The sequence below is a fragment of the Achromobacter sp. ACRQX genome, assembly GCF_022346505.1.
GTDB classification, from domain to species: domain Bacteria; phylum Pseudomonadota; class Gammaproteobacteria; order Burkholderiales; family Burkholderiaceae_B; genus Achromobacter; species Achromobacter animicus.
Genome location: NZ_JAKRML010000030.1, coordinates 45,036 through 68,816, shown reverse-complemented (window position 1 = coordinate 68,816; position 23,781 = coordinate 45,036). Strand labels below are relative to the sequence as shown.

Annotated in this window: 22 protein-coding genes and 1 pseudogene; 9 read left to right on the top strand and 14 right to left on the bottom strand. The window is 67.2% G+C overall.

The features are described 5' to 3' along the window. Nucleotides 1-73: 73 nt before the first annotated feature. Complete coding sequence (locus tag MHZ91_RS22690; RefSeq protein WP_175123494.1) at nt 74-1,045, top strand: tripartite tricarboxylate transporter substrate binding protein; 972 nt, start codon at nt 74-76, stop codon at nt 1,043-1,045. A 131-nt stretch (nt 1,046-1,176) separates the two neighbouring features. Beyond that, on the top strand, nt 1,177-2,133 hold the full coding sequence (locus MHZ91_RS22685) for a 2-hydroxyacid dehydrogenase (RefSeq protein WP_175138405.1): 957 nt from the start codon (nt 1,177-1,179) through the stop codon (nt 2,131-2,133). A 154-nt stretch (nt 2,134-2,287) separates the two neighbouring features. Here the strand turns inward: MHZ91_RS22685 and MHZ91_RS22680 are convergent, their stop codons facing one another. The 3 genes from MHZ91_RS22680 to radA form a co-directional block, all read right to left on the bottom strand. Beyond that, nucleotides 2,288-2,506 carry a hypothetical protein gene (locus MHZ91_RS22680; RefSeq protein ID WP_175123496.1) on the bottom strand — a complete coding sequence of 73 codons (219 nt, stop codon included), beginning with the start codon at nt 2,504-2,506 and terminating at the stop codon, nt 2,288-2,290. A gap of 242 nt (nt 2,507-2,748) precedes the next feature. Continuing rightward, on the bottom strand, nt 2,749-3,528 hold the full coding sequence (locus MHZ91_RS22675; RefSeq protein ID WP_239215812.1) for a sulfite exporter TauE/SafE family protein: 780 nt from the start codon (nt 3,526-3,528) through the stop codon (nt 2,749-2,751). Nucleotides 3,529-3,556: 28 nt separating this feature from the next. After that, entirely contained in the window at nt 3,557-4,918 is a 1,362-nt protein-coding gene (gene radA / locus MHZ91_RS22670; RefSeq protein WP_239215810.1) for a DNA repair protein RadA, read from the bottom strand. 418 nt (nt 4,919-5,336) lie between these two features. On the opposite strand from radA, the gene MHZ91_RS22665 reads away from it, so the two are divergent. From MHZ91_RS22665 to hpaI, 3 genes are all read left to right on the top strand, one after another. Next, nucleotides 5,337-6,038 carry a hypothetical protein gene (locus MHZ91_RS22665; RefSeq protein WP_239215809.1) on the top strand — a complete coding sequence of 234 codons (702 nt, stop codon included), beginning with the start codon at nt 5,337-5,339 and terminating at the stop codon, nt 6,036-6,038. 187 nt (nt 6,039-6,225) lie between these two features. Then, nucleotides 6,226-6,687 carry a homoprotocatechuate degradation operon regulator HpaR gene (hpaR, locus tag MHZ91_RS22660; RefSeq protein ID WP_105239511.1) on the top strand — a complete coding sequence of 154 codons (462 nt, stop codon included), beginning with the start codon at nt 6,226-6,228 and terminating at the stop codon, nt 6,685-6,687. A 40-nt stretch (nt 6,688-6,727) separates the two neighbouring features. Further along, nucleotides 6,728-7,528 (top strand): 4-hydroxy-2-oxoheptanedioate aldolase, encoded by an 801-nt coding sequence (hpaI, locus tag MHZ91_RS22655; RefSeq protein WP_175138408.1) that lies wholly within the window; start codon nt 6,728-6,730, stop codon nt 7,526-7,528. A gap of 23 nt (nt 7,529-7,551) precedes the next feature. On the opposite strand, the pseudogene MHZ91_RS22650 reads toward hpaI, so the two are convergent. The 6 genes and pseudogenes from MHZ91_RS22650 to MHZ91_RS22625 form a co-directional block, all read right to left on the bottom strand. Further along, a pseudogene (locus MHZ91_RS22650) lies at nt 7,552-8,697 on the bottom strand (PepSY-associated TM helix domain-containing protein); the annotation flags it as partial. A gap of 2 nt (nt 8,698-8,699) precedes the next feature. Further along, nucleotides 8,700-11,126 (bottom strand): TonB-dependent siderophore receptor, encoded by a 2,427-nt coding sequence (locus MHZ91_RS22645; RefSeq protein WP_239215808.1) that lies wholly within the window; start codon nt 11,124-11,126, stop codon nt 8,700-8,702. An 87-nt stretch (nt 11,127-11,213) separates the two neighbouring features. Then, the gene (locus MHZ91_RS22640) at nt 11,214-12,197 is read right to left on the bottom strand and encodes a FecR domain-containing protein (RefSeq protein WP_239215807.1); all 984 of its coding nucleotides are present in this window, start codon (nt 12,195-12,197) and stop codon (nt 11,214-11,216) included. Next, on the bottom strand, nt 12,197-12,745 hold the full coding sequence (locus MHZ91_RS22635) for a sigma-70 family RNA polymerase sigma factor (protein WP_239215806.1): 549 nt from the start codon (nt 12,743-12,745) through the stop codon (nt 12,197-12,199). The genes MHZ91_RS22640 and MHZ91_RS22635 overlap by 1 nt, the downstream gene beginning before the upstream one ends. 112 nt (nt 12,746-12,857) lie before the next feature. Continuing rightward, on the bottom strand, nt 12,858-13,832 hold the full coding sequence (locus MHZ91_RS22630) for a tripartite tricarboxylate transporter substrate binding protein (protein WP_239215805.1): 975 nt from the start codon (nt 13,830-13,832) through the stop codon (nt 12,858-12,860). 63 nt (nt 13,833-13,895) lie between these two features. Beyond that, a complete protein-coding gene (locus tag MHZ91_RS22625; RefSeq protein WP_175123504.1) occupies nt 13,896-14,789 on the bottom strand; it encodes an MBL fold metallo-hydrolase in 894 nt (297 codons plus the stop codon). Nucleotides 14,790-14,909: 120 nt separating this feature from the next. On the opposite strand from MHZ91_RS22625, the gene MHZ91_RS22620 reads away from it, so the two are divergent. Further along, entirely contained in the window at nt 14,910-15,881 is a 972-nt protein-coding gene (locus tag MHZ91_RS22620; RefSeq protein WP_239215804.1) for a LysR substrate-binding domain-containing protein, read from the top strand. Between the two features lie 72 nt (nt 15,882-15,953). Here MHZ91_RS22620 and MHZ91_RS22615 read toward each other — a convergent pair whose 3' ends face one another. Together MHZ91_RS22615 and alr are read right to left on the bottom strand one after the other, a co-directional pair. Further along, entirely contained in the window at nt 15,954-16,673 is a 720-nt protein-coding gene (locus MHZ91_RS22615) for an SDR family oxidoreductase (RefSeq protein WP_175123506.1), read from the bottom strand. Between the two features lie 141 nt (nt 16,674-16,814). Beyond that, entirely contained in the window at nt 16,815-17,942 is a 1,128-nt protein-coding gene (gene alr, locus MHZ91_RS22610) for an alanine racemase (protein WP_239215803.1), read from the bottom strand. A 149-nt stretch (nt 17,943-18,091) separates the two neighbouring features. Here alr and hpnC point away from each other — a divergent pair, with 149 nt between their 5' ends. Genes hpnC through hpnE form a run of 3 tightly spaced genes read left to right on the top strand, consistent with a single transcriptional unit; the run spans nt 18,092 to nt 21,118 of the window. Then, nucleotides 18,092-18,922 carry a squalene synthase HpnC gene (gene hpnC / locus MHZ91_RS22605; protein WP_175123508.1) on the top strand — a complete coding sequence of 277 codons (831 nt, stop codon included), beginning with the start codon at nt 18,092-18,094 and terminating at the stop codon, nt 18,920-18,922. Nucleotides 18,923-18,935: 13 nt separating this feature from the next. After that, a complete protein-coding gene (hpnD, locus tag MHZ91_RS22600) occupies nt 18,936-19,799 on the top strand; it encodes a presqualene diphosphate synthase HpnD (protein ID WP_239215801.1) in 864 nt (287 codons plus the stop codon). Continuing rightward, the gene (gene hpnE / locus MHZ91_RS22595; RefSeq protein WP_239215799.1) at nt 19,796-21,118 is read left to right on the top strand and encodes a hydroxysqualene dehydroxylase HpnE; all 1,323 of its coding nucleotides are present in this window, start codon (nt 19,796-19,798) and stop codon (nt 21,116-21,118) included. Before hpnD ends, hpnE begins: the two co-directional genes overlap by 4 nt. 41 nt (nt 21,119-21,159) lie before the next feature. Here hpnE and MHZ91_RS22590 read toward each other — a convergent pair whose 3' ends face one another. From MHZ91_RS22590 to MHZ91_RS22580, 3 genes are all read right to left on the bottom strand, one after another. Beyond that, entirely contained in the window at nt 21,160-21,618 is a 459-nt protein-coding gene (locus tag MHZ91_RS22590) for a carboxymuconolactone decarboxylase family protein (RefSeq protein ID WP_175183867.1), read from the bottom strand. Nucleotides 21,619-21,683: 65 nt separating this feature from the next. After that, entirely contained in the window at nt 21,684-22,670 is a 987-nt protein-coding gene (locus tag MHZ91_RS22585) for a tripartite tricarboxylate transporter substrate binding protein (RefSeq protein ID WP_191575648.1), read from the bottom strand. A 65-nt stretch (nt 22,671-22,735) separates the two neighbouring features. Next, on the bottom strand, nt 22,736-23,740 hold the full coding sequence (locus MHZ91_RS22580) for a cyclase family protein (RefSeq protein ID WP_239215797.1): 1,005 nt from the start codon (nt 23,738-23,740) through the stop codon (nt 22,736-22,738). Nucleotides 23,741-23,781: the final 41 nt, after the last annotated feature.

The window sequence follows — 23,781 nt, the reverse complement described above, 5'->3', positions numbered from 1 at the left end:
CTGCGCCGATCCGGGGCCCGTCCGCAACGCGTGAGCGGCGGGCTCTTCATCATCACGCGAACCAGGAGACACCATGAACAAACTGATCAGCGCCGTACTCGCGGCGGGCGCCGTTGTGCTTGGGTCGCCGGCGGCCCTTGCCGCCGGTTACCCGGAAAAGCCCGTCACCATGATCGTGCCCTTCGTGCCAGGCGGATCTTCCGACATCACCGGGCGCTCGGTCACGCCGGCGCTGGCGAAGATCCTGGGGCAGACCTTCGTCGTCGAGAACAAGCCGGGCGCAAACAGCGCGATCGGCGCGCAGGCGCTGGCCCGCTCCACGCCCGACGGCTACACCATGATGGTCGGATCCATCGGCACCTTCGCCATCAACGAAGCCCTGTACAAGAACCTGTCGTACAACCCCAGCAAGGACTTCACCTACCTGACGCAGGCGGTGCGCAACCCCAACGTGCTGGTCGCGGCGACGTCGTTCCCGGCCAGCACCGTGGCCGAACTGGTCGACTACGCCAAGAAGAATCCGAACCGCGTGTCCTACGCCTCGTCCGGCACGGGATCGTCGGACCACCTGTCGGCCGTGCTGTTCCGGCAGCGCACGCAGAGCACCGGCGTCGACGTGCCGTACAAGGGCGGCGGCGCCGCCATCGCGGACCTGATCGGCGGCCAGGTCAACGTGTCCTTCCAGAATCTGGGCGCGGTGCAGAACCACATCAAGGCGGGCAAGCTGAAGGCGCTGGCCATCACGGGCGACACGCGCGCGACCGACCTGCCCGACGTGCCGACGCTGGCCGAGGCCGGCATCAAGGATATGGTCGTGTATTCCTGGCAGGGCTTTGCCGTGCCCAAGGGTACGCCGCAGCCGGTCGTCGACAAGCTGGCCGAGGCCTTGCGCACCGCGCTGCGCGAACCGCAGACGCAGAAGACGCTGCAAGGCCTGGGCTTTGAAGTGGTCGCCAACACGCCGCAGCAGTTCGCGGAATTCCAGCAGGCCGAGGTCAAGCGCTGGAAGGACGTGATCCAGAAAGCCAACATCCAGCTCGAGTAAAGCGGCGGGATGCCCGAAGCCGGGCATCTTTCGTCCGCGGCCCGTCCCGATCCCGCGGAAGCGGGGCGGGCCCGCGGTCTTGCGCATGAATCAAGTAGCATGAACCCTTCGCCACCCAACCGTACGACAACATGACCACCAAGCAACGCATCATCCAGGTCGGCTCGCTGGCCGGCTCTCCCTCCGCCAACAAGCGCCTGGCCGACGGCTATGACGTCATCGAATTGTGGAAGTACCCGGATCGCAAGGCCGCGCTGGCCGAACATGGCAAGGGCGTCACCGCCGTCGTCACGTCCGCGAATTTCGGCGCCAACGCCGAACTCATCAACGCGCTGCCCGACCTGAAGGCCATCTGCAGTTGGGGCGTGGGCTACGAGACGATCGATGTCGACGCCGCGCGCAAGCGTGGCGTGCTGGTCAGCAATACGCCGGACGTGTTGACGGATTGCGTGGCCGATCTGGCCTGGGGCCTGTTGATCGCAGGCGCGCGCCGCATGGGCCAGGGCGAACGCTTCGTGCGTGCCGGCCAATGGGGTCAGGTGCACGGCAGCATTCCGCTGGGGCTGCGCGTCAGCGGCAAGAAACTGGGCATCGTGGGTCTGGGCCGCATCGGCGAAGCCATCGCCAAGCGCGGTACGGGCTTTGACATGGACGTGCGCTATCACAACCGCAGAAAGCGCGACGACGTCGACTATGGCTACGAGGCCTCGCTGACGGACCTGGCCAAGTGGGCCGATTTCCTGATCGTGGCAACCGTCGGCGGACCGAGCACGCGCCACCTGGTGAACCGCGAGGTGCTCGAGGCGTTGGGACCCAAGGGCATCATCGTCAACATTGCACGCGGGCCGGTCATCGACGAGACGGCGCTGGTCGCCGCGCTTGAAGACGGCAAGCTGGGCTGCGCCGCGCTCGACGTCTTCGAACACGAGCCCAAGGTGCCGGAAGCGCTGATCAAGAGCGACAAGGCCGTGCTGCTGCCGCACATCGGCAGCGCCACCGAGGAAACGCGTCTGGCAATGGAAGACATGATGCTGGAGAACCTGCAGTCGTTCTTCGAGAACGGCCGCGTGATCACGCCAGTGGAGTAAGCGAATGCGGCCGCCGCCGGCATGGCGCGCGGCTTGAAGCAGAAATGAAAAAGCCTCTCGGCGCCCATACCGAGAGGCTTTCGACTTTCCGGCCCCCGCGTGTCCGGTCAGTCTTTGTCGCGCAAAGGAACGTGGGCGTCGCCGCCCGGCGCGGTTACTTGGTCGGCGTCGTGGCGCCGGACTTGTGGTTGGTCGCTGCGCCTGCTGAATGCTTGGCGGACGACTTGTCAGCCTTGTGATGCTTGTGATGCGCCTGGGTCTTGGTGTCGCCGGTCTTGCTGGCGCCAGCCGCGAACGCCGACGGCGCGGCAGCGAGGCCAAGGCACAGGGCCGAAGTGGAAAGAAACGCAGCAATGCGGGAGTGAGTCGTCATGTAAGTACTCCTGGTTGGTGAAGGGCATATGCCCTTTTCCGTTACGGGGCGGCACGATGCCGCTAGGCCCGTATGCGGTTGGAAGCTTGCCCGCCAAGAAGGTTCAACACCGAACCACAATTTTTCGGTCACTAAAAAATTGTTGCCCCCACGCCGCACTCGCTTCGCTCGCTTGCTGCCCCCCGAGGGGGCTGCCCCGCCTTCGGGCGGCCGGGCGGCGGGGCGACTATTCTTTTGCAGGTTTACCTTTCAAACGCCAACAGCGCGACGGTCGCAAACAGCATCAGCGCAAAGCAAGCTCTCAGCTTGCGTTCAGGAAGCCGGTACGCAAGCCGCACGCCGATGGGCACGAAGATGAGGCTGCCGATCGCAAGCGGCGCGCCGACCATCCAGTTGGCCTGCCCTGCCCACGTGTAGGTGACGAGCGCGATCATCGAGCCCGGAATCACCATGCTGAGCGCGAGCGCTTGCGCGGCGGTCTGCGGCAGGCGGAAGATCGATGTGATGATGGGAACGGCCAGCACCGCGCCACCCACGCCGAAGAACCCGCCAAGCGTGCCGCACAGCATGCCCAGCACGCTGGCGCGCCGCGGCGTGAAGACGGGCGTGGCGCGTGTCGGCCGCGGTGCGTGATGGGCCGCCGGGCGCGAGGCGCGCCACGTCTGCCAGACGTAGAACAGCGCGATGAAAAACAGGAACACCGCGAAGCTCTGGCGCAGCAAGGTCGAGTCGATGCCCAGCGCCATCTGCGCGCCCACCCACGTGAACACCACGGCGCCCGCCGCACCGGACAACGCGACGCGCTTGTCGATGCGCGTCTGCTGGTTGTATTTGCGCACGGCCATCATGATGGTCGGCAAGACCATGATGAGCGCCGTGCCCTGCGCGAGCTGCTGCGACATGCCCATCAGCAGGACAAGGGCCGGAATGGCGATCAGCCCGCCCCCGATACCCAGCACGCCGCCCATGAAACCGATCATGCAGCCGGCGGCCAGGCATGCGGCGATGACGAACAGACTCACGTATTGCTCCAACCAACGACGCCACGCATCAGCGCAGCTTTTCCAGTGCCGCGTCCAGCCGGTCCACCGCCCAGATCTCCAGGCCCTCGATGGGCTGGCGCGGCGCGTTGGCCTTGGGGATGAGGGCCACCGAAAAGCCGAGCTTGGCGGCTTCGCGCAGGCGCTCCTGCCCGCGCGGGGCGGGACGGATCTCGCCGGCCAGACCGACTTCGCCGAACGCGATCAGACCGCGCGGCAGCGGCCGGTCGCGCAGCGAAGACATGATGGCCAGCAGCACCGGCAGGTCGGCCGCAGGTTCGGTGATGCGCACGCCGCCCACCGCGTTGACGAACACGTCCTGGTCGAAGGTGGACACGCCCGCATGCCGGTGCAGCACGGCCAGCAGCATGGCAAGCCGGTTGCCTTCAAGGCCGACCGTCAGACGGCGCGGATTGGGCGCATGGGAACTGTCGACGAGCGCCTGGATTTCGACCAGCAACGGGCGTGTGCCTTCCTGCGTGGCCATGACGCACGAGCCCGCGACCTGCTGTTCGTGTTGAGACAGGAACAAGGCGGACGGATTGGCCACGCCGCGCAGGCCGCGGTCGGTCATGGCGAACACGCCCAGTTCGTTGACGGCGCCAAAGCGGTTCTTGAACGCGCGCACCAGGCGGAACGACGAATGCGTGTCGCCCTCGAAATACAGCACGGTATCCACAATGTGTTCCAGCACGCGCGGGCCGGCCAGCGCGCCGTCTTTGGTGACATGGCCGATCATGACGATCGCGATGCCCGTCTGCTTGGCCAGCCGCGTCAGCTGCGCGGCACATTCGCGCACCTGCGAGACCGAGCCCGGCGCCGCGGTGAGTTCGCCGCTGTACAGCGTCTGGATCGAGTCGATGACGGCAACCGACGGCTTCTGTTCCGACACCGCGGCCTGGATGGCTTCGAGGCGGATTTCAGCCAGCAAATTGACGTTGCCGGTTTGCAGGCCAAGCCGGCGCGCGCGCAGCGCGACCTGTTCGGCGGACTCTTCGCCCGAGACGTACAGCACGTTGGTGGTCTCGGACAGCGAGGCCAGCGCCTGCAATAGCAGCGTCGACTTGCCGATGCCGGGGTCGCCGCCGATCAGCACCACCGCGCCGGCCACCAGGCCGCCACCGAGCACGCGGTCGAATTCGTCCAGGCCGGTGGGCGTGCGCGGGGTTTCGCGGGCCTCGATTTCGGACAGGCTGCGCACCGGGCTGGACGAGGCCAGCGGCGCATAACGATGGGCAGCGGCCGCGGGCGCGGACGATTCCACCGTTTCTTCAAGCGTGTTCCACGCGTTGCAGTGCGGGCATTTTCCCTGCCACTTGGGGGTGGTGCCGCCGCAATCGGCGCACACATATACGGTTCGGGTTTTTGCCATGCGCGAAAGTGTACCCGGCAACCTGCGGGCGCTGCGCCAGTACCGAGATCGTTTTGGCACACCGATTGCGCACGGGCGAAAGGCATTTCTTTCAGACAGCTTTCACAAACCGCCCAGCGCAGTGGTTACATGATGCAAACAGAAGAAATTTCCTGCCCGATCCGTTTCAAATCGCGCATAATCGCCGGGTGCAGCGCATATTGTCGAACCGTCCCGACCGGACGGCATACTCCACGACGGACGTCCTTGCGACGCACTGCGTGGGGAATCGCGGCGCAATCACTCGCGGCCTTTCACGAGACCGCTCAAACCGGAACATGACCCCAGCACGACCAGACGCCGGACCACCGGCGCGGCGCTCGCAAAGGTCGAACGCGGATACGCTGTGCCACCCGGCGTATGTGCGAGGAGTACGCGCATGAGCATTACTTATCGCCCCCCTTTTGACGAAGACGATGAACGGGATCTGCGCGCCCTGTACCGCAAGCCGGGTCCCGGCGCCAATCCGGAACTGGATGCCGCAGTACGACGCAGATGGCACCCCGGCCATAGCTGGCATCCCGGTTGGGGCGCCGCCGCCTGCGCCGTGATGGTCGCAGGCCTTTTTGCATGGACCGACATGCGCGAGGCCATCGAGGACACCGAGCCGCAGATGCAACTGGTGGCCGTGCAGGAAAGCGACGCCGCGCAGGCTGCGCCTTCCGCGTCCGCTGCGCCGGCCAGCGATCCGTCGCCCCTGCGCCGCGTCGTCGCCCTGCAACAGGAACCAGCCGTCACGGCACAGCCGGCGGTGTCGCAACCTGCATCGACCCAACCCGTCTCGACCCATCCTGCAGCGGCGCAATCCGCCGCGGCCGCAGCACCCGCCGAGCCCGCGGCCCCTGAAACGGCTGCGCAGGAATCCGCGCAGGCAGCCGCGCAGGAGGCCCCGGCAGAAGCACAGCAGGTTGCAGCCTTTACCGAACAGGACATCGAGGCGCGCGTGGCCCAGATCCGCGGCCTGATCGTGGACGACCGCGAAGAAGACGCCGTGCAGGCGTTGCGCGAGCTGCAGCGGGGCGCGCCCGATTTTGCGCTGCCCGACGACCTGCAGGAACTGTCCCGCCAGAACCCGGCGTGACGTCCGGGACTGGCCCTCGCCAGTCCCAATGCGGCCTTGGCTTTGCCTCCTGACTGCGGCCTGACTGCGCCGCTGGTCCGCCCCCCTGACCTGCCCCTGCCCCGGCCCGCCGCCGCGCCGGGGCAGGCCGCGTTCAGGCCTGAATAATTGAGCATTTTTTGGGCGGCTTCTTGCTAACATAGCCGCCATGAGTCCGAGCTTCCACCACCGCAATCTTCCCCATTTGCTGCTCTACGCGCGCGAAACGCTGATGGCGCATTTCCGCCCCATCCTGCACGCAGCCGGCGTCACCGAACAGCAATGGCGGGTCTTGCGCACGCTGAGCGAGGTAGGCTCGCTGGAACCCAATCAGATCGCCCGGGCCTGTCAGATCCTGAGCCCCAGCCTCACGCGCATGCTGGCCGGCATGGAAGAGCAAGGGCTCATCAAGCGCACGCGGTCCAGCGCCGACCAGCGCCGCCAGGAAATCTCCCTGACCGCCAAAAGCAACAAGCTCATCGACCGCATGCGGCCCCAGGTCGACGCGAAGTACCAGGAAATCGAAGAAAGGATCGGCAAGGAATTGCTGGAGCGCCTGTACACCGATGTGGACGCCATGGTCGACCTCATCAAGCGCGACGGCCCCACCCGCGATGCCGGTACGCCCTGAACGTCAATCCCCCCTCCTTCCTCCACGCGATCCCCAGTCCATGGACCTCCTGACCAATACGTTCAAGCAAGCCCTGCGCGACGGCAAACCCCAGATCGGCCTGTGGGCCGGCCTGGCCAGCGCCTACACCTCGGAAATCCTTGCGGGCGCCGGGTTCGACTGGCTGCTGATCGACGGCGAGCACGCGCCCAATACGCTCGACTCCACCCTCGCCCAATTGCAGTCCGTGGCGGCGTATCCGGTTGCCCCCGTGGTGCGTCCGGCCTGGAATGACCCCGTCCAGATCAAGCAGATCCTGGACACCGGCGCGCAGACGGTGCTGGTGCCCATGATCCAATCGGCACAGGAAGCGGCCGCCGCGGTTGCTGCCGTGCGCTATCCGCCGCAGGGCATCCGCGGCGTGGGCAGTGCGCTGGCGCGCGCGTCGCGCTGGAATCGCATTCCCAACTACCTTGAACGCGCCAACGACCAGATGTGCGTGCTGGTGCAGATCGAAACCCCGGACGGCATCGCGGCGCTTGACGAGATCCTGGCCGTGGACGGCGTGGATGGTGTCTTTATCGGACCCGCCGACCTGTCGGCCAGCATGGGCTACCTGGGCCAGCCGGAGCATCCCGTGGTCGAGAAGACCATCGACGATGCCATCGCGCGCATCGTGCGGTCCGGCAAGGCGGCAGGCATCCTGCACAGCGGCGTGAAGCAGGCCAAGCATTACCTGTCCTTGGGCGCGACCTTCGTGGCGGTGGGCGTGGACGCCGTACTGCTGGCGCGCGCGGCCGAGGCGCTGGCCGGCGAGTTCAAGGAACTGGCCGCCGTCGGCGCAAGCAAGGGTCCGTACTGACGTGCGCGGCGGCGCGTCCACCACAGCCAGACCCCGGTCACGCTTAGCGCCAGCGTAACCACGCCGACCAGCGCCACAGTCAGTTGCAACGGCCAGCCCCAGAACGCCGCCATGTGCAGACTGGTCAGCCAATGCTTGACGGTATCGCCGGCGGCCCTGCCCGTTGGAAGATGGCTGCCCACGAGCTGCCCATTCACCGCATTGAACACGACCGACGTCGCGCCGCTGCGCGTGCGCAGATCCCGGCTGCTGCGCACGCTGTAGCGATACAGCTTGCGGCGCGCATCCAGCGCCAGCCAGTGTTCGCCGAGCACGACGAAGCCTTCGCGGGCAGCCAGTTCCGCCATCAGCCGCCGCCCGGCGTCGCGGGCCTGCGCGGGCGGCATCGGGTCACCGGCCTCCACGGCCGCGCCGCGCCGGGGATCGGCCTGATAGCTCAGACCGGCACGCATCACCGGATCGTAAATGGAGGGCAGGTTCAGCGCGACGCTGCTCCATGCCATCAGCGTCAGCGCTGCCCACAGCCACAGCCCGCCGGCACGATGCAGATCGTAGTTGCGCTTATGCGGACCACCCTGCCAGCGGATGCGCCAGGCGGGCGCCCAGCGCTGCCACGCGGAGGACGCCGGCTTGCGCGCTCGGGGCCGGGCAGGCAGCGTAAGCCACGCGCCGACGAATCCATCGAGCGTCCACGCCAAGGCGACGATGCCAAGCAACAGCTCGCCGATACCCTCGAACAGCAGCGCCGTGTGGATCTGATGCAAGAACGGCATCAGATTGCGCAGCCCTTCCTGCAGATCGCCCCAGCGGCGCTGGCCCAGAATGGCGCCGGAGTATGGGTCGACGAAGACCTCGTGCAGCACCGGCGCGCCCGCGCCTTCCTCGTGCAGCCAGACCGGGAACGGCACGCTGCGGCCGTCCTGTCCGCCGAGCGGCGTGGCGGGCATCGCCGCGGCTGGCGCGAGCCGGGCTACGTGTTCCCGCAGGGTCAACGCGTCCAGCCGCGCGGCATCCGCCGAAGGCGGCGCCACGCGATGCAAGGCCGGCGCGGTGGCGGCGTCCAGCGTGTCGTACCACGCCAGCGGGATGCCGGTCAGCGCCACCAGGCATAGAAAGCCGGCCAGCACCAGGCCGGTCCAGCGATGCAGCCGCAGCAGCGCGGCGCGCACGTTCACCAGCGGTAGCTCACCGTGCCGATGATGCGGCGCGGCTCGCCGTAGTCGCACACGCCGCCGTAGCAGATCGACGGAATGTAGGTCTTGTCCGTCAGGTTGGTGACGTTGAGCGCGTAGAGCCACGGGCCGCTTTCATAACTGACGCGCGCGTCGATCAACGTGTAGCCCGCGCCGCCGAGCGAACCGCTGGACGGCCTGTCGGGACGCGCCGAGACATAGCGCACGCCGGCGCCGGCCTTCAGTCCCATCAGCACCCACTCCGACAGGTTCACGTCGGTCCACAGGGAAGCAGCGTGCAGAGGCGTGTTGAAGCGCTCGCCCTCTTCGCCCGGCAGATTGCTCTTGACCACGCGGGCGTCGGTGTAGGTGTAGGCGGCAATCACATCGATTTGCGGCGTGACGCGTGCGCGCGCCTCGAGCTCCAGGCCGCGCGAGCGCACCTTGCCGGTCTGCACCAGAAAGGTCGGATCCACCGGATCCGGCGTGAGCACGTTCTTGCGCTCCAGGTTGAACAGCGCCGCGCTCAGCATGATGTCTTGTCCGGCGGGCTGATATCGGATGCCGACTTCGTACTGCGTCCCGCGGCTGGGCTCGAAGGCGCCTTCGGTGCGGTCGCGCCCGCTGGTGGGTTCGAACGACTGGCTGAAGCTGACGTACGGCGCCAGGCCATTGTCCGCCAGATACACCACGCCGGCGCGGCCGGTGAAGGCGGTGTCCTTGTCGTTCGAATTGGTGGACGGCGCGTGCAAGGCGCGGTTCTCGGCGCGCACGTTGTCATACCGTCCACCCAGCAGCACCACCACCTTGTCCGCAATCTTCAACTGATCCTGAAGGTAGATGCCAAGGCGATGCTCGGTGTTGCGGCGCTGCTGCCAGGGCAGGACCACGACATCGCCGGGCATATAAACCGGATCGAAGACGTCGATGGGCCGCAGATTGCCGCGCAGGCGGTCGCTGTTGTAGGTGGAGCGCGTGTAATCGAAGCCCGCAAGAATCGTCTGCGTCACGGGCCCCGTTTCAAATCGCTTTTCGATGTTGGTATCGATCGTCTGCACCGTGGTGCGGTCATCGAAACCGCGTGCCGAACGCGCCACCCTGCGCTGCGTCGCGGCGTCCACGTCGCCTTGCAGCAGCACGTAGCGCATCGTCAGGTCCGCGTCGTAGTAGCGCATCGACTGGCGGAATTTCAGCGTGTCATTGAACGCATGTTCGATCAGCACGGCCAACGACGTCGATTCGACATCGAAGCGGTTGTTGTTGGGCTCGCCCAGAAAGCGCGAACGCGGAACCTGTCCATTCGGGTTGGTCCAGAGCGAGCCGGTGACCGGCACCTCTGTCGGATTGATCGTCTTGCTGCGCTGATAGTTGGCCAGCAGCGTGACCGAGGTGGCCGCTGACGGGCGCCACGTCAACGCGGGCGCGATGTAGGTGCGATCGTCGGCGCTGTAGTCGATGAACTGCTTGCTCTCGCGAAACAGGCCGGTCAGGCGATAGGACCACACCCCGGCCTCATCGATCGGACCGCCGATGTCCGCCGACACCTGACGGCGGTCGAAACTGCCGCCGTCCAGATTGATCTCGCCCATTGTTTCGCCGGGCGGACGCTTCGTCACGGTGTTGACGATGCCACCCGGCGCGGCGGCGCCATACAGCACGGATGACGGCCCGCGCAGCACCTCCACCCGCTCCAGTCCGTACGGCTCCTGCTTGCCGTTGTACTGATTGATCATGTAGCGCATGCCGTCGCGGTAATAGCTGCCGGTCTGCGGGTTGGCTTCGAAGCCGCGGATGCTCATCGTGTCTTCGAACATCGAGCTCTTGGCGACGATGCCGGGCATGATGCCGGGCGTATAGCCCAGCGCCTGCTGCAGGTTTTGCGCCTTCTGATCGCTGATCTGCGCGGCGCTCACCACCGAGATCGACTGCGGCGTTTCGATGATCGGCGTATCGGTCTTGGTGGCCGTGGCGCTGTTCGTGGCGGCGATGCCCGTCACCGGGCCATCCGGGCGTTCGATCTGGGCGGTCACCGCAATCGGCTCCAGCAGCGTCACGTCCTGGCGGCCTTGCCGCAGGACGAAGCCGCCGTCGGGCAGACGCTCCGCCACGAGACCAGTACCGGTCAGCAACGCGGCCATCCCGGCCTCGGGCGTATACCGGCCGCGCACGCCGGGGCTCTGCCGGCCGCTGCTCAGATCGCCGTGTCCGCTGACGAAGAGGCCGGCTTCGGCGGAAAACAGATTGAGCACCTGGCTCAACGGTCCGGCCGGGATGTCGTAGTCGCGGACCTGCGTCTGGATGGACTGCGCGTGCACGACGCTCAGGGGCGCCCCGCCGCTCAGCATCACGCCGATGGCAAGCGCCAGCGGGGCGATGCGCGCGCGGCGGCGCGGAAGGTTGGGGAAAACAGTGAGGGGGTTGGTCATGCCACGAATCCGCGATATGGGTGTTGAATTGCCCATAGGCCGGATGAGCGCGGCAAAAGCGGCAAACTATTTTGTAACAGCGAGGGTTCAGCGGGCTTGGAGGGTCGTCCACCACGGCAGCGGCTGGCTGATGCGCACGGGCAGTGCCTGGCTCAGCAGGCGCAGCGCGCGATCGCTGTCATGCAGCGGAAACGTGCCCGTCACGGGCAGCGCCGCCACGTCATCGGCACAGCCGAGATGCCCGCGGCGGTAACGCGCCAGTTCCGCGACCACCCGCGCCAACGGCGCCTCCTCGAACTGCACGATGCCGCGTGTCCAGTTGTGGTCGTCGGCCCGCAGCGCTGCCGGCGCGTCCATGCCTTGCGATCCGCCACGCATCCGCATGCCGGCATCGACTCGAATCCCGGCGGGCGGCGCCCCCGCAAAATGCGCCTGCACCGCGCCCTCCAGCACGGCGAGCGTGGTTTCGCCGTCAAGGCTGCGCACGTTGAACCGCGTACCCAGCGCCTGCAACCGCCCTTCTGGCGTGTCCACCACGAAGGTGCGCCCGGGGTCGGGCGCGGTGGCGATCATGATCTCGCCGCGCAGCAGCACCAGGCGGCGCTGGTCGCGGGTGTAGTCGACCTTCACTGCGGTATCGGTATTGAGTTGGATCAGCGTGCCGTCGGCAAGCCGGATTTCTTTCGATCCGCCCACCGGCGTGACCAGGTCCGCCTGCCAGACCGCCCAGGTTCGACGGCCGGCTGGCGACTGCACAATGCCCAGGCCCAGCAATCCCGTCGCGCCTGCAATCAGCGCAACCGTCAGCAGCCGGCGGCGCTCGCGCCGGCCCTGCGCGGCGGCATCAAGGCTGGCCAGGCTGGCCTCACGTCCCATCGGCTGGGCGACCAGCGCATCGAACTGCGCGCCCACATCCTCGACGCGTTGCCACGCCCGGCGATGCGCGTTGTCGGCGTCCATCCACGCCTGCCAGCGTGCGCGCTCCTGCTCGCTGGCCGCCCCCGAGCTCAGCAGCGCATACCACTGCGCGGCAGCCTCAAGAATGCGCGGATCGACGGCGGCGGCGCCCATCAACGTCCAGCCTCTTCGCCATACACACCAGCGGGTTGCAGGTCGGTATCGAGCAAAAAGCACAACATGGCCTGCGCGATGTCGTTGCGCACCGTCCGCTCGGACACGCGCAGCTCCGCTGCAATGGCGGGATGCGTCATGCCATGGATACGGTGCATCAGGAAAGCGGCGCGCGCGCGCACGCCCAGGCGATGCAGTTTGCGGTCGATCTCGACCAGCGCCTGGAGCGCCTGGACTTGCACTTCGGGGGATGGGTGCGTGATCTCGGGACGCGCGGCCAGCGTTTCGGCCCAGGCCAGTTCAATGTCCCGGCGCCGCCAGAAATCGATCAGCAGGCCGCGCGCGATGGTGGTCAGGAATGCCCGGGGCTCACGCACATCCGCGATGGCGTGCCGGCGCACCAACAGGGTCAGAAAGGTGTCCTGGGTCAGGTCGGCGGCCTGGTGATTGTCCTGAAGACGGCGATTCAGCCAATTCTGCAACCAGCCGCAATGCGCGGTGTACAGGGCGGAAAGCGATGCGCCAACTGCGTGCTCTCGGTCCGACACGGCGAGCATCCAAAATGGAAATGATAGTTATTATTATACAAGCCCAGCGGGGTGGCCACTCCGGCGATGGACGTTGCAACACGCACCACCGCCACGTCGGCACCGCGCGGCGTCAGTCCAGCACCACGCCCGACTCGCGCACCACGGTTTCCCATTGCCGGGCCTCGTCACGCCACACCGCACCGAACGACGCCGGCGTGTCGAGACCAGGGACGAAGCCGCCCGCAAGAAAGGCCTGCCGCACCTCGGGCAAACCCAGCACCTCGTGCAAGACGGCAGCAAACCGCGCGACGCGGTCGGCCGGCGTGCCCTTCGGCACGGCAAAGCCCCACCAGTTGCCCTGCACCGCGTCCGGCATGCCGGCCTCTTTCGCCGTGGGCACGTCGGGCAAGGCGGCAAACCGTTCGGGCGATGCCACGGCCAGTGCCCGGACCTTGCCCTGCGGCACGTAGGCGGCCGCGACGCTGTAGCCGCCGATGTAGAGCTGCACCTCGTTGGCCAGGAGCGCCTGTACACCGGGCGCCGCTCCCCGATAGGCAATGTGCGTCATGTCCGCGCCAATGGCTTTCGACAGGCGGTACGCCGACAAATGCGGCGTCGTGCCCATGCCGGGCGAGCCGTAATTGAGCTTGCCTGCATGCGCGCTCGCGTACTGCTGGAATTGCCGCCAGTCGGTGCCCGGCGCCTGGGCGCTGACATAGACGAAGGCCGGCACGTCAGCCAGCTTGCCCACCGGTTCCAGATCCGTCAGCGGATCAAAGCCCAGCTTGCGATACAGGAACTGATTGATGACGAAATTGTTGGCGGCGCCCAGCACCAGCGTGTATCCGTCGGGCTTGGCGCGCGCCACGTCCTGCATGCCGATGTTGCCGCCCGCGCCGGTCTTGTAGTCGACCACCACGGGCTGGCCCAACCGCTTTTCGAGCAGCGGTTGGATCTGCCGCAAGGCGATGTCGCCCGCCGCGCCCGGCGCGTATGGCAGCACCACGCGGATGGGATGTTCGGGATACTGCGCGCTTGCAGCGGGCGGCATGAGGGCCGGGGCAAGCGCTGCCAGGATGGATACGGCACAAGCTCGGTACGGCATCGTGATCTCCCTGGCCGTCCCGGCGGCGCTGCCCGGGCGGCCGGCCTTGCAACGTTGCGGGTGCTACAGGTCGATACGCATCAGATCGTGGGCCAGACGCAGCGGCCCCGGGTAGTGCTTGCGGATGTCCGCCACGATCTCGTCCATCAGGTGCGGCCCCATGAGTTCCACGGGCAGATGCTTGGCCGCCGCGCGCTTGAGGACCGGGCTGGTCGAATCGAAGTGACCGAAATGGGTGGCCACCAGGCTCTTCACATTGGCCTCGCGTGCGATTTTGCCCAGGTCGGTCGGGCTGGTGTGCGCGTAGGTGCCGACACCGGTCTTGGCGCGGTGCGCGATGAAAGACTCGGGAAAGGTGCATTCGTGGATGAGCAGGTCCGCATCCTTGGCCAGGCGCACCATCGCCTCACAGGGTGCGGTATCCCCGCTGAAGGCGATGACCTTGCCTTCGGCCTCGACGCGCACGCCGAAGCACTCGCAGACGTCGCGCGGGATGTGCTCCACCCAATCCACCGAAATGCGCACCTTGTCGTCCTCGAACACCACGCCGGGACTCACCTCGCGCACCTGGGGCCGCATCGCCTCCAGGTTGCGCTGGCGCACGGGATAAGCGGCGCGCGCCTGAAAATCGGTGTGGTACGCGCCGTTCTCGAACAAGTGGTCCACGAAATGCTTTGTGCCTTTCGGGCCCAGCACCAGCGGAGAGCCTTCCTTGTTCAGAATCCAGCTTGAGATGACGAAATACGGGTAGTCGCAGATGTGGTCGTGGTGCAGGTGGGTCAGGAAGACAAACCCCACCTTGGCAGGATCGACGTTGGCGCGCACCATCTGCCGCGTCGCACCCTCGCCGCAGTCAAACAGGTAGTGCCGGTCATCGTCCAGCGTCAGCAGAATGGCGGACTGCGCCCGGTCAGGATCGGGCAACGCCGCGCCCGTCCCCAGCATGGTGATCTTCATCGGCATCCTCTCTGGTCAGAAGCATGGGCTCGCGTGAGCACGAAACCAGTATAGGAACGGGGTGCATACCGAACGATCAATTATTAGAATGCTGTGAAAACCGCTAGGAATCACTGCGCCATGCCCGCCAGCCCCCGCATTCCCGACCTGCGCCACATCAGCGGACGCCTGCGCCTTCGCCACCTTGACCTGCTGCACGCGCTACACGCGCAGGGCAGCGTCCACAAGGCCGCGGCGCGGCTGGGCATGACCCAGCCCGCCGCCAGCAAGCTACTGCTGGAACTGGAGGACATGTTCGGCGTCCCGTTGTTCGTGCGTTCGCGGCGGGGCATCGCGCCGACCGCCTTCGGGCAGGCGCTTGCGGGCAAGACGGATGTGCTGCTGGCCGACCTGGCGGGCGCGCGCAACGAGATCGCCGCCTTGGCAGCCGGCGCGCGCGGCCGCATCCGGGTCGGGGTGCAGCCGGTGGCCCTGCCCGTGCTCGTGCCGCGCGCCATTCAGCGATTGCGCGAACATCATCCAGGCGTCACCGTCATGCTGCACGAGGGCGCGCACGACGCGCTGCTGGACAGTCTGACCCGCGGTGAACTGGACTGCGTGCTGGGCCGATTGATGCTCGATGCCGCCCAGGCAGTATTCCGCACCGAAGTGCTGTACGAGGAGCCGATATGCGTGGTGGCGCGCAAGGGGCATCCGCTGGCGCGATCGACCCGCATCACCGCATCCACGCTTGCGCGCCAGGACTGGATTCTGCCGCCGCCCGATGCGCCGTTGCGCCAGCGGATCGACGCCTATTTCGCGCAGCACGGCATGGCGCTCCCCGCCCCCGTCGCCGAATCGGTGTCGCTGCTGGCCAATGAAGTGCTGCTGCGCGGCGCGGACATGCTGGCCGCCATGCCGCGCGCCGTCGCGCATCATTACGCGGACCTGGGCGTGCTGGCGATCCTGAAGTTCAAACCGGACTGGAGCCTGCCGGCGGTGGGCGTCGTGCAGCGGGCGCACGTGGAACCGACCGCGGCGCTGACGCATTTCCTGGACGCCTTGCGCCACGAAGCCGGCGCCTTGCAGGACGCGCCGGCGACGCGCGATTGAAGAACGGCGCGCCGGCGCCAGGCACAAAAAACGCACCCGAAGGTGCGTTGCTGATCCATGCAGCGGCAAAGTTCAGGAGCGGCCCGCCAGGCTGCCGCCGCCGTCCACGCCCAGCACCTGTCCGGTGATGAAACCGGCGTCGTCCGACAGCAGGAAGGCGATGGCCGCGGCCACTTCGGCCGGGGTGCCCAGGCGCTTCATGGGCACGGAAGCCAGCGCGCGCTTTTCGTTGTCGCTGCCGGCGGGCCGGGTGGCGCGGAACATTTCGGTTTCGATGGGACCCGGCGCGACCGCGTTGGCGGTGACGCCGTATTCGGCCAATTCCAGCGCCCACGTGCGGGTGCAACCCACCAGCGCGCTCTTGGCGGCGGAATACGCCGTGCGGTCCAGCGCGCCGTGGATGGAGCGGCTGACCACGTTGACGATGCGGCCGGCGCGGCGCACCTTCATGGATTCGATGAAGGCCTGCGTGACCTGCACCGCCACGCGCACGTTCAGGTCCAGCACGTTATACAGGGTGGCCAGATCGATCTCGCCCAGCGGCTGGGGCGACACGATGCCCACATTATTGACGACGGCGTCGACCGGGAATTTTTCGCGGATTTCGCGCAGGACCTCTTCGGTGCGGCCGGCGTCGGCCAGATCACAGGCGTACAGGTAGCCCGGGAAATCGACGTCGGTCGTGTTGCGCGCGATACCAACCACGTGACAGCCCATGTCGGACAACCGCTGAGTAAGCGCCCAGCCTATGCCTTTGGTGGCGCCCGTAATGAGCACGCATTTGTCCTTCATGGATTGAAACCTCGCAGTCTGTTTTCTTGGTCAAAAACGGGCGCCTGAGCGCCCGGTTTCCAAAGTAGACACCATCCGGCGCCGCGTGTCTTGTAATTTGCGTAGCAATTCTTGCCCCCTGGACGCCGTGGCGCGGGGGGATCAGACGTCCCGGGTGACCGGCACGCGCGGCGCCAGGGCGCACAGCAGTTCATAGCCGATGGTGCCGGCCGCGCTGGCGACTTCGTCAACCGAGGGGCCGTCTTCGCCCCATAGCGACACAGGCGAACCAACCCCGGCGGACGGCACGGGCCCCAGATCCACGACCAGCATGTCCATGGACACCCGTCCCAGCAGCTGAGTCCGGATACCCGCCACCACGACCGGGGTGCCGGTGGAGGCGTGACGCGGATAGCCGTCGGCGTAGCCGCAGGCCACGATGCCGATGCGCATGGCGCGTTCGGCGCGGAACAGCGCGCCGTAGCCGACGGAGTCGCCGGTCTTGATTTCCTGGACCCCAATGATTTCCGAGCGGAGCGACATGGCGGGCTTCAGGCCGAAAGAGGACGCTTCGGCATCTGCGAAAGGCGACGCGCCGTAGAGGCAGATGCCCGGCCGCACCCAGTGCGCCTGGCTTTCGGAGCCGACGGCGATATCGGCAAAGCGCAGGGCGGCGGCCGAGTTGCACACGCTGATCGCGCCGGGCAGCTTATGCGTCACCGAATTGAAGACGCTGAGCTGTTCGTTCACGCCTTGCGGACCATCCGCGCAGGCGAAGTGGGTCATCTTGCCGACCGAGCCCAGCGTGCCCTGCTGTTGCAGCAGCGCGGCGCGCTCGTAAGCGGCGGGAAACGCCGCCGGGCTGAACCCCAGCCGGTTCATGCCGCTGTTGAGCTTGAGCATGATGTCCACGCGCCGGGAAAGGCGGGCTCGGGCCAGCATGTCGAGCTGGTCGCGGTGGTGGACCGTGCTGCTGAGATGGTAGCGGTCGACGATGTCGAGGTCGGACGGGTTGAAGAAGCCTTCCAGCAGCAGGATCGGCCCGCCCCAGCCGGCCTCGCGGCAACGCACGGCTTCTTCGAGGTCCAGCATGGCCAGGCCCTGCGCCTTGGAAAAGCCCGCCACCGCCTGCTCGATACCGTGGCCGTAGGCGTTGGCCTTGATGACGGCCCAGATCGACGGCGGCAGCCCGGCGGCCGCGGCGGCGGTCTGGTCCAGGTGGCGGCGCACGGTGGCCAGATTGTGCGCAAGGGCGGAAACGGAAACGGTGGCGGATATTGGGCGCGGCATGGTGTGGGATCCTGTGGCGTCCAAGTCTAACTGATCGCCGCCCCCGGCGGCGGCGCGCCGGATCAAGCGCGGGCGACTACTCTAAAATGAGACCGTTTTCCGCTTTACGCCGTCTTTGCAGGTCCATTCCTGCCCACTGGCCTCTTTTTATGTCCATCGATCACTACGAGAACTTTCCCGTTGCCTCGCTGCTGTTGCCGCGCAGGCTGCGCGGCGCCGTGACCGATATCTACCGGTTCGCCCGCGCCGCGGACGACATTGCCGACGAAGGCAGCGCGACCGACGAGGAGCGCCTGGCCCAGCTCGCCACGTTCCGCACCGAGCTGCACCGCATCGGCGCCGAACCCGGCACGCCCCCGGCGCCGGGCCTGCCGCCCCTGTCCGACATCTTCGGGCCGCTGGCGCAGACGATCGCCCGGCACCAGTTGCCGATCACGCCGTTCTACGACCTCCTTTCCGCCTTCGAGCAGGATCTGACGGTCAAGCGCTACGAGGACTACACCACCCTCATGGATTACTGCAGCCGCTCGGCCAACCCGGTCGGGCGACTGATGCTGCACCTCTTCGATGCCAGCACGCCGCAGAACATCACCGAGTCCGACGCCATCTGCACCGGCCTGCAGCAGGTGAACTTCTGGCAGGACGTGCGGGTGGACTGGCACAAGCACCGCGTCTACCTCCCGCAGGAAGACCTGCGCCGCCACGGCGTGTCGGATGAAGACCTGGCCGCCTGCCGGCTTACGCCGGCGTGGCGCGAGCTGATGGCCTTCCAGGTTGACCGCACACGCGCGCTGCTACACTTCGGCGCTCCGCTGGCGCGCCGCCTGCCGGGCCGCATCGGCCTGGAGTTGCGCCTGGTGGTGCAAGGCGGGCTGCGCGTCCTGGAGCGGATCGAGGCGAGCGGCTACGATGTATTCATGAATCGCCCCGAATTGGGCGCCAAAGACTGGGCCATCATGTTGTGGCGCTCCATCAAGTAACAGGCCGTGCCTAATGACCCCTGACGAGTATTGCCAGGAAAAAGCCGCCAAAAGCGGCTCCAGCTTCTACTACTCCTTCCTGTTCCTGCCTCCCGAGCGCCGGCGCGCCATCACGGCCCTGTATGCGTACTGCCGCGAAGTCGACGACGTGGTCGACGAATGCACCGATCCGTCGCTGGCGCGCATCAAGCTCGCCTGGTGGCGCACGCAGATCGACCAGATGTTCGACGGCAAGCCCGACCATCCCGTCACGCGCGCGTTGCAGCCGCACCTGGATAGCTGTTCGATCACCCGCGCCCGTCTGCTGGCCGTGATCGACGGCATGGAAATGGACCTGGACCAGACCCGTTATCTGGACTGGCCCGGCCTGCGCAAGTATTGCTGGCACGCGGCCGGCGTCGTGGGCGAGCTGTCCGCCGGCGTGTTCGGCTATTCCGATCCCAAGACGCTGGTCTACGCCGAAAAGCTGGGCCTGGCGTTCCAGATGACCAACATCATCCGCGACGTGGGCGACGACGCCCGCCGCGGCCGCATCTATATCCCGGTCAACGACATGCAGCAGTTCGAGGTCAAGGCCTCGGACATCCTGAATGGCGAGTATTCCGACCGCTTCAGCGCGCTGATGAAGTTCCAGGCCGACCGCGCCCGCGAACTCTACCGCGAGGCGATGAGCAACCTGCCCGAGGCCGACCGCCGCGCGCAGCGTCCGGGACTCATGATGGCCGCCATCTACCATGCGCTGCTCGACGAGATCGAGCGCGACAACTGGCAGGTGCTGCACCAGCGCATTTCGCTCACCCCCTTGCGCAAACTCTGGCTCGCCTGGAAAACCTGGGTGGGCGGCGGACGCGGCCTGGTCCGCCGGTTGGCCCGGTGAAGGCGGCAGTCATTGGTGCAGGCTGGGCCGGCTTGGCGGCCAGCGTCGCCCTGCGTGAAGCCGGCGCCAAGGTCACGGTGTTCGAGGCCGGGCACACCCCCGGCGGCCGCGCGCGGCGCGTGTTCCACGGCGATTTTGAAGCACCGCTCGACAACGGCCAGCATCTCTTGTGCGGCGCCTACAAGGAAACCCTGGCGCTGATGCGCCGCGTGGGCCGCAACCCCGACGCCCTGCTGATGCGGCGCCCCTTGCGGCTGGCAAGCCTGGACGGCCGCTTCAACCTGTCCGCCCCGCGCCTGCCGGCGCCGCTGCACATGGCCATGGCCGTCCTGCGCGCACGTGGCCTGTCTTGGTCCGACCGGCTTGCGATGCTGCGCCTGATGCGCGGCTTGAAGACCATGTCCTGGTCGCCGCCGCGCGACTGGACCGTGCTGCAGTTGCTGCACTATCACGCGCAATCCGATGTGCTGATCCGGCAGATGTGGGAACCGCTTTGCCTGGCCGCGTTGAACACGCCGATAGCCACCGCCAGCGCGGTGCTGTTCGCCCGCGTGCTGCGCGACAGCCTGGCCGGCGCGCGTGAAGACAGCGATCTGCTGCTGCCATGCACGGACCTGTCGGCGCTATGGCCGGACGCCGCCGCGCGACAGGTCACCATGCGCTATGGCAGCACGGTGCGCCAGCTGCATCCGTCCGCCGACGGCATCGACATCAATCAGGAACGTTTTGACGCGGCCGTGCTGGCCGTGCCGCCCACCTTCGCCGCGCGCCTCCTGGACGGCCCGCTGCGCGAGGCCGGCGCCACGGGGCTGCTTGATGCGCTCAAGGCCTTCGACTATCTGCCCATCGCCACGCTGAACATACGGCTGGCTGGCCCGTGGCGGCTGCCCGAGCCAATGATGATGCTGCGCGAGGATGCGGCCCGCGGCCATGCCGGCCAGTGGCTGTTCGACCGCGCCCAGCTCGCGGGCGACACCAAGGCCGGGGAACTGGCGGTGGTGGCCAGCGCTGCCATCGGCATGAGCGAACGCAACCGGCGGCAAACCATTGAAGCCCTGATCGATCAGGTGGCCGAACAGGCCGCGGCGCATCCGCTGCGGCTGCCGCCGATGCCCGAGGTGGCAGCGGCTGAACTGTTCATTGAAAAGCGCGCGACGTTTGCCGCGGTGCCGGGCCTGACCCGCCCGCTGAATACGACGCCGTGGCCCACGCTGGCCTTGGCGGGCGACTGGACCGATACCGGCTATCCCGGTGTGCTGGAAGGCGCGGTGCGCAGCGGCCTGCAGGCGGCTCGCGTGCTGAATCCCCGCGCGGACTGAACAGCATCAGGCGGGCGAGCCGCCCGCCTGACGCAGACCGGTCAAGCCGGCTTTGTCCCGAACAGGTCGGCCTGGCGCGGGTCTGCCGCGGCGAGCTCATAGCCGATCTGCCCCGCGACCTCGCGCAGGATGTTCTGCGCAAGATTGAAGGCCGTGTTGGCCGCCGGCACGCCCGCGTAGATCGCGTTCTGCAGCAGCACTTCCTTGAGTTCGTCGGGCGTCAGGCGCGAGGCGTCCTGCGCCGTCAACGCGGCGCGCACGTGCAGTTCAAATTCTTCCCAGCGGCCCAGCGACAACGTCACCGCCAGCACCATCATGCGGCGCGCCTTGTGCGGCAGTCCGGGGCGGCTCCAGATATCGTGCCAGGCATAACGCGTGATCATGTTCTGGTAGTCGGCGGTGAACGTGGTGGCGCGATCCAGCGAACGCTGCACCCATTCATCGCCCAGCACGGCGCGGCGGTTTTCCAGGCCGCGCTCGAAATCGTCTTCCCGGCTCATCTGGTCAATCTCCATTCGGATCGGGGGCTGGCGCGTGCAAACGTTGCCGCGCCCGCCCCCGGATATCAATTCACCTGGATGTTATTGGTTTTCACGACCTCGGCCCAGCGGGTCTGTTCCGCGTCGACAAACTTGGCGAAGTCCGTGGCGCTGCTGCCGACCGGCGTCAGGCCCAGCTTGGCGAGCTTCTCGCGGGTATCGGGACGCGCCAGCGCCTTTTGCACCAGGTCCTGCAGCTTGGCCACCACTTCAGGGCTGGCGCCGGCCGGCAGGAAGAAGCCGTTCCACTCGACCACGTTGAAGTTCTTGATGCCGGCTTCACCCACGGTCGCCACGTTGGGCAGTTCGGGCATGCGCTGCGACGACGAGACCGCCAGCGCCTTCAGCTTGCCGCCGGTGACGTAGTTCAGGCTGGACGCGGCGTTGGCGAAGTACACGTCGACCTGACCACCCATGACGTCCACGATGGCCGGTGCGCCACCCTTGTAGGGCACGTGCACCATATCCAGGTTGGCATCCTTCTTGAGCAGTTCGGCGGCCATCTGGGCAAGGCTGCCCGGTCCGTAGGACGCGAACGTCAGGCGGCCGGGCTTGGCGCGCGCGGCATCGATGAAGTCCTGCAGGTTGTTGAAGCTGGAACCGGGCGCGGCCACCAGGATGTTGGGCACGCTGACGGCCTGCGAGACCGGAACGAAGTCCTTCTTGGCGTCATAGGGCAGCTTGCGCAGCACCGGATTGATCGAGAAGGACGACGCGTCGTACAGCACGGTGTAGCCGTCGGGCTTGGCCCGCGCCACGAACGCCGCGCCGATGGAACCGCTGGCGCCGCCCTTGTTCTCGATCACGACGCTCTGGCCGGCGACTTCGCCCATGCCTTGCGCGATAATGCGCGCGGCGTTGTCCGCGCCGCCGCCGGCGGAATACGGCACCACCACGGTGATGGGCTGCTCGGGGTAGCCGGCTGCGTGCGCGGCGCCAAATGCGGTGGCCAGACCGATGGCGGCGGCCAGCGGACGAATTGCGGCCAGGGCCGTGCGACGGGTTTTCTTCATGTGTGCTCCTCGGGTCTCCCCTGCGGGGATGTTCGATCGGTCAAGGGTCGTGGCGCGAGCCGTCGTCAGACGGTCGCGATGGGGTTGACCGGCGCGCCGACCAGACCGGGCACGTACATGGGCGCCGCGGTCAGGAAAAAGGCATGCCGGCCGTGCTGGCGCAACCATTGCGCCAGCGGGGTCAGGTGCCAGAGCTCGCCCAAGGGCAGGCCCAGCTTGAACAGACATTGCTCGTGCAGGGGCAACAGCGCGCCCTTGCCCGAGTCCAGGTGATGGTTGCGCAGTTCGACCGCGTGGTTGTCGGCGGCGATGGCCGCGATCCGGCTGTCCTTGATCCAGGCCAGCAGGTCCGCGTCGCCGCCATCCAGCACGCAGCAGCTCGTCCTGAGCCGCTCCTGCTCGTCGTCGCCGAGCGTCAGCGCCAGGTCGGCCAGCCCGGTGTGCAGGCACAGCACGTCGCCCGGCCGGACTTCCACGCCATCGGCGCGCATCACGTCCATCAGCTCGCGGTGGGACACCTTGCGCTGCGCGTCGCCGAAATAGGCGCGCAGGTCCACCATGACCCCGCGCCCCTGGATGCCGTGGCGCGCCATCGGCGCGATGGACAGGTCGCGGGTGCCGGTAAAGCCCTCAGTGGCGGGCTCGCTGACAGCGAAGCCGTTGTAGCCGGTGGGCTGCGGCTGGCCGGTGCCGTGGGCGTCGTACATCGACCCCACGTGCCCCAGCGCGTCCCATTGCGTGGAATACTGCGGCGACAGCGTGACGCGGTCGTCGCTGATGACATCGGTGGCGCCCGGCACGTCGCGGTCCAGCGGATAGCGGTAGACCGGCACCCCGTTCTTTTCGGCGGGCTGGATCACCGGGCCCTTGCGGCGCGGATTCAGCACCGGCGCGCGCGGCACGGTCAGCGGCAGGCTCAGCGAAAACGAGATTCCAGTGCGGATTTCGGCCACTGCGGCCAGCCGCGCCTGGGCGTCCAGGTGGTTGAGGGTGCCCAGCTGGTCATCGTGTCCGAAATCGCCCCAGTTCGATCCGTCCGGGCGGCGCACATAGCGTTGCGCTTGATTCATGATTCCTGTCTCCTCGCCCTTTTGCCGGACGATGCTTATCT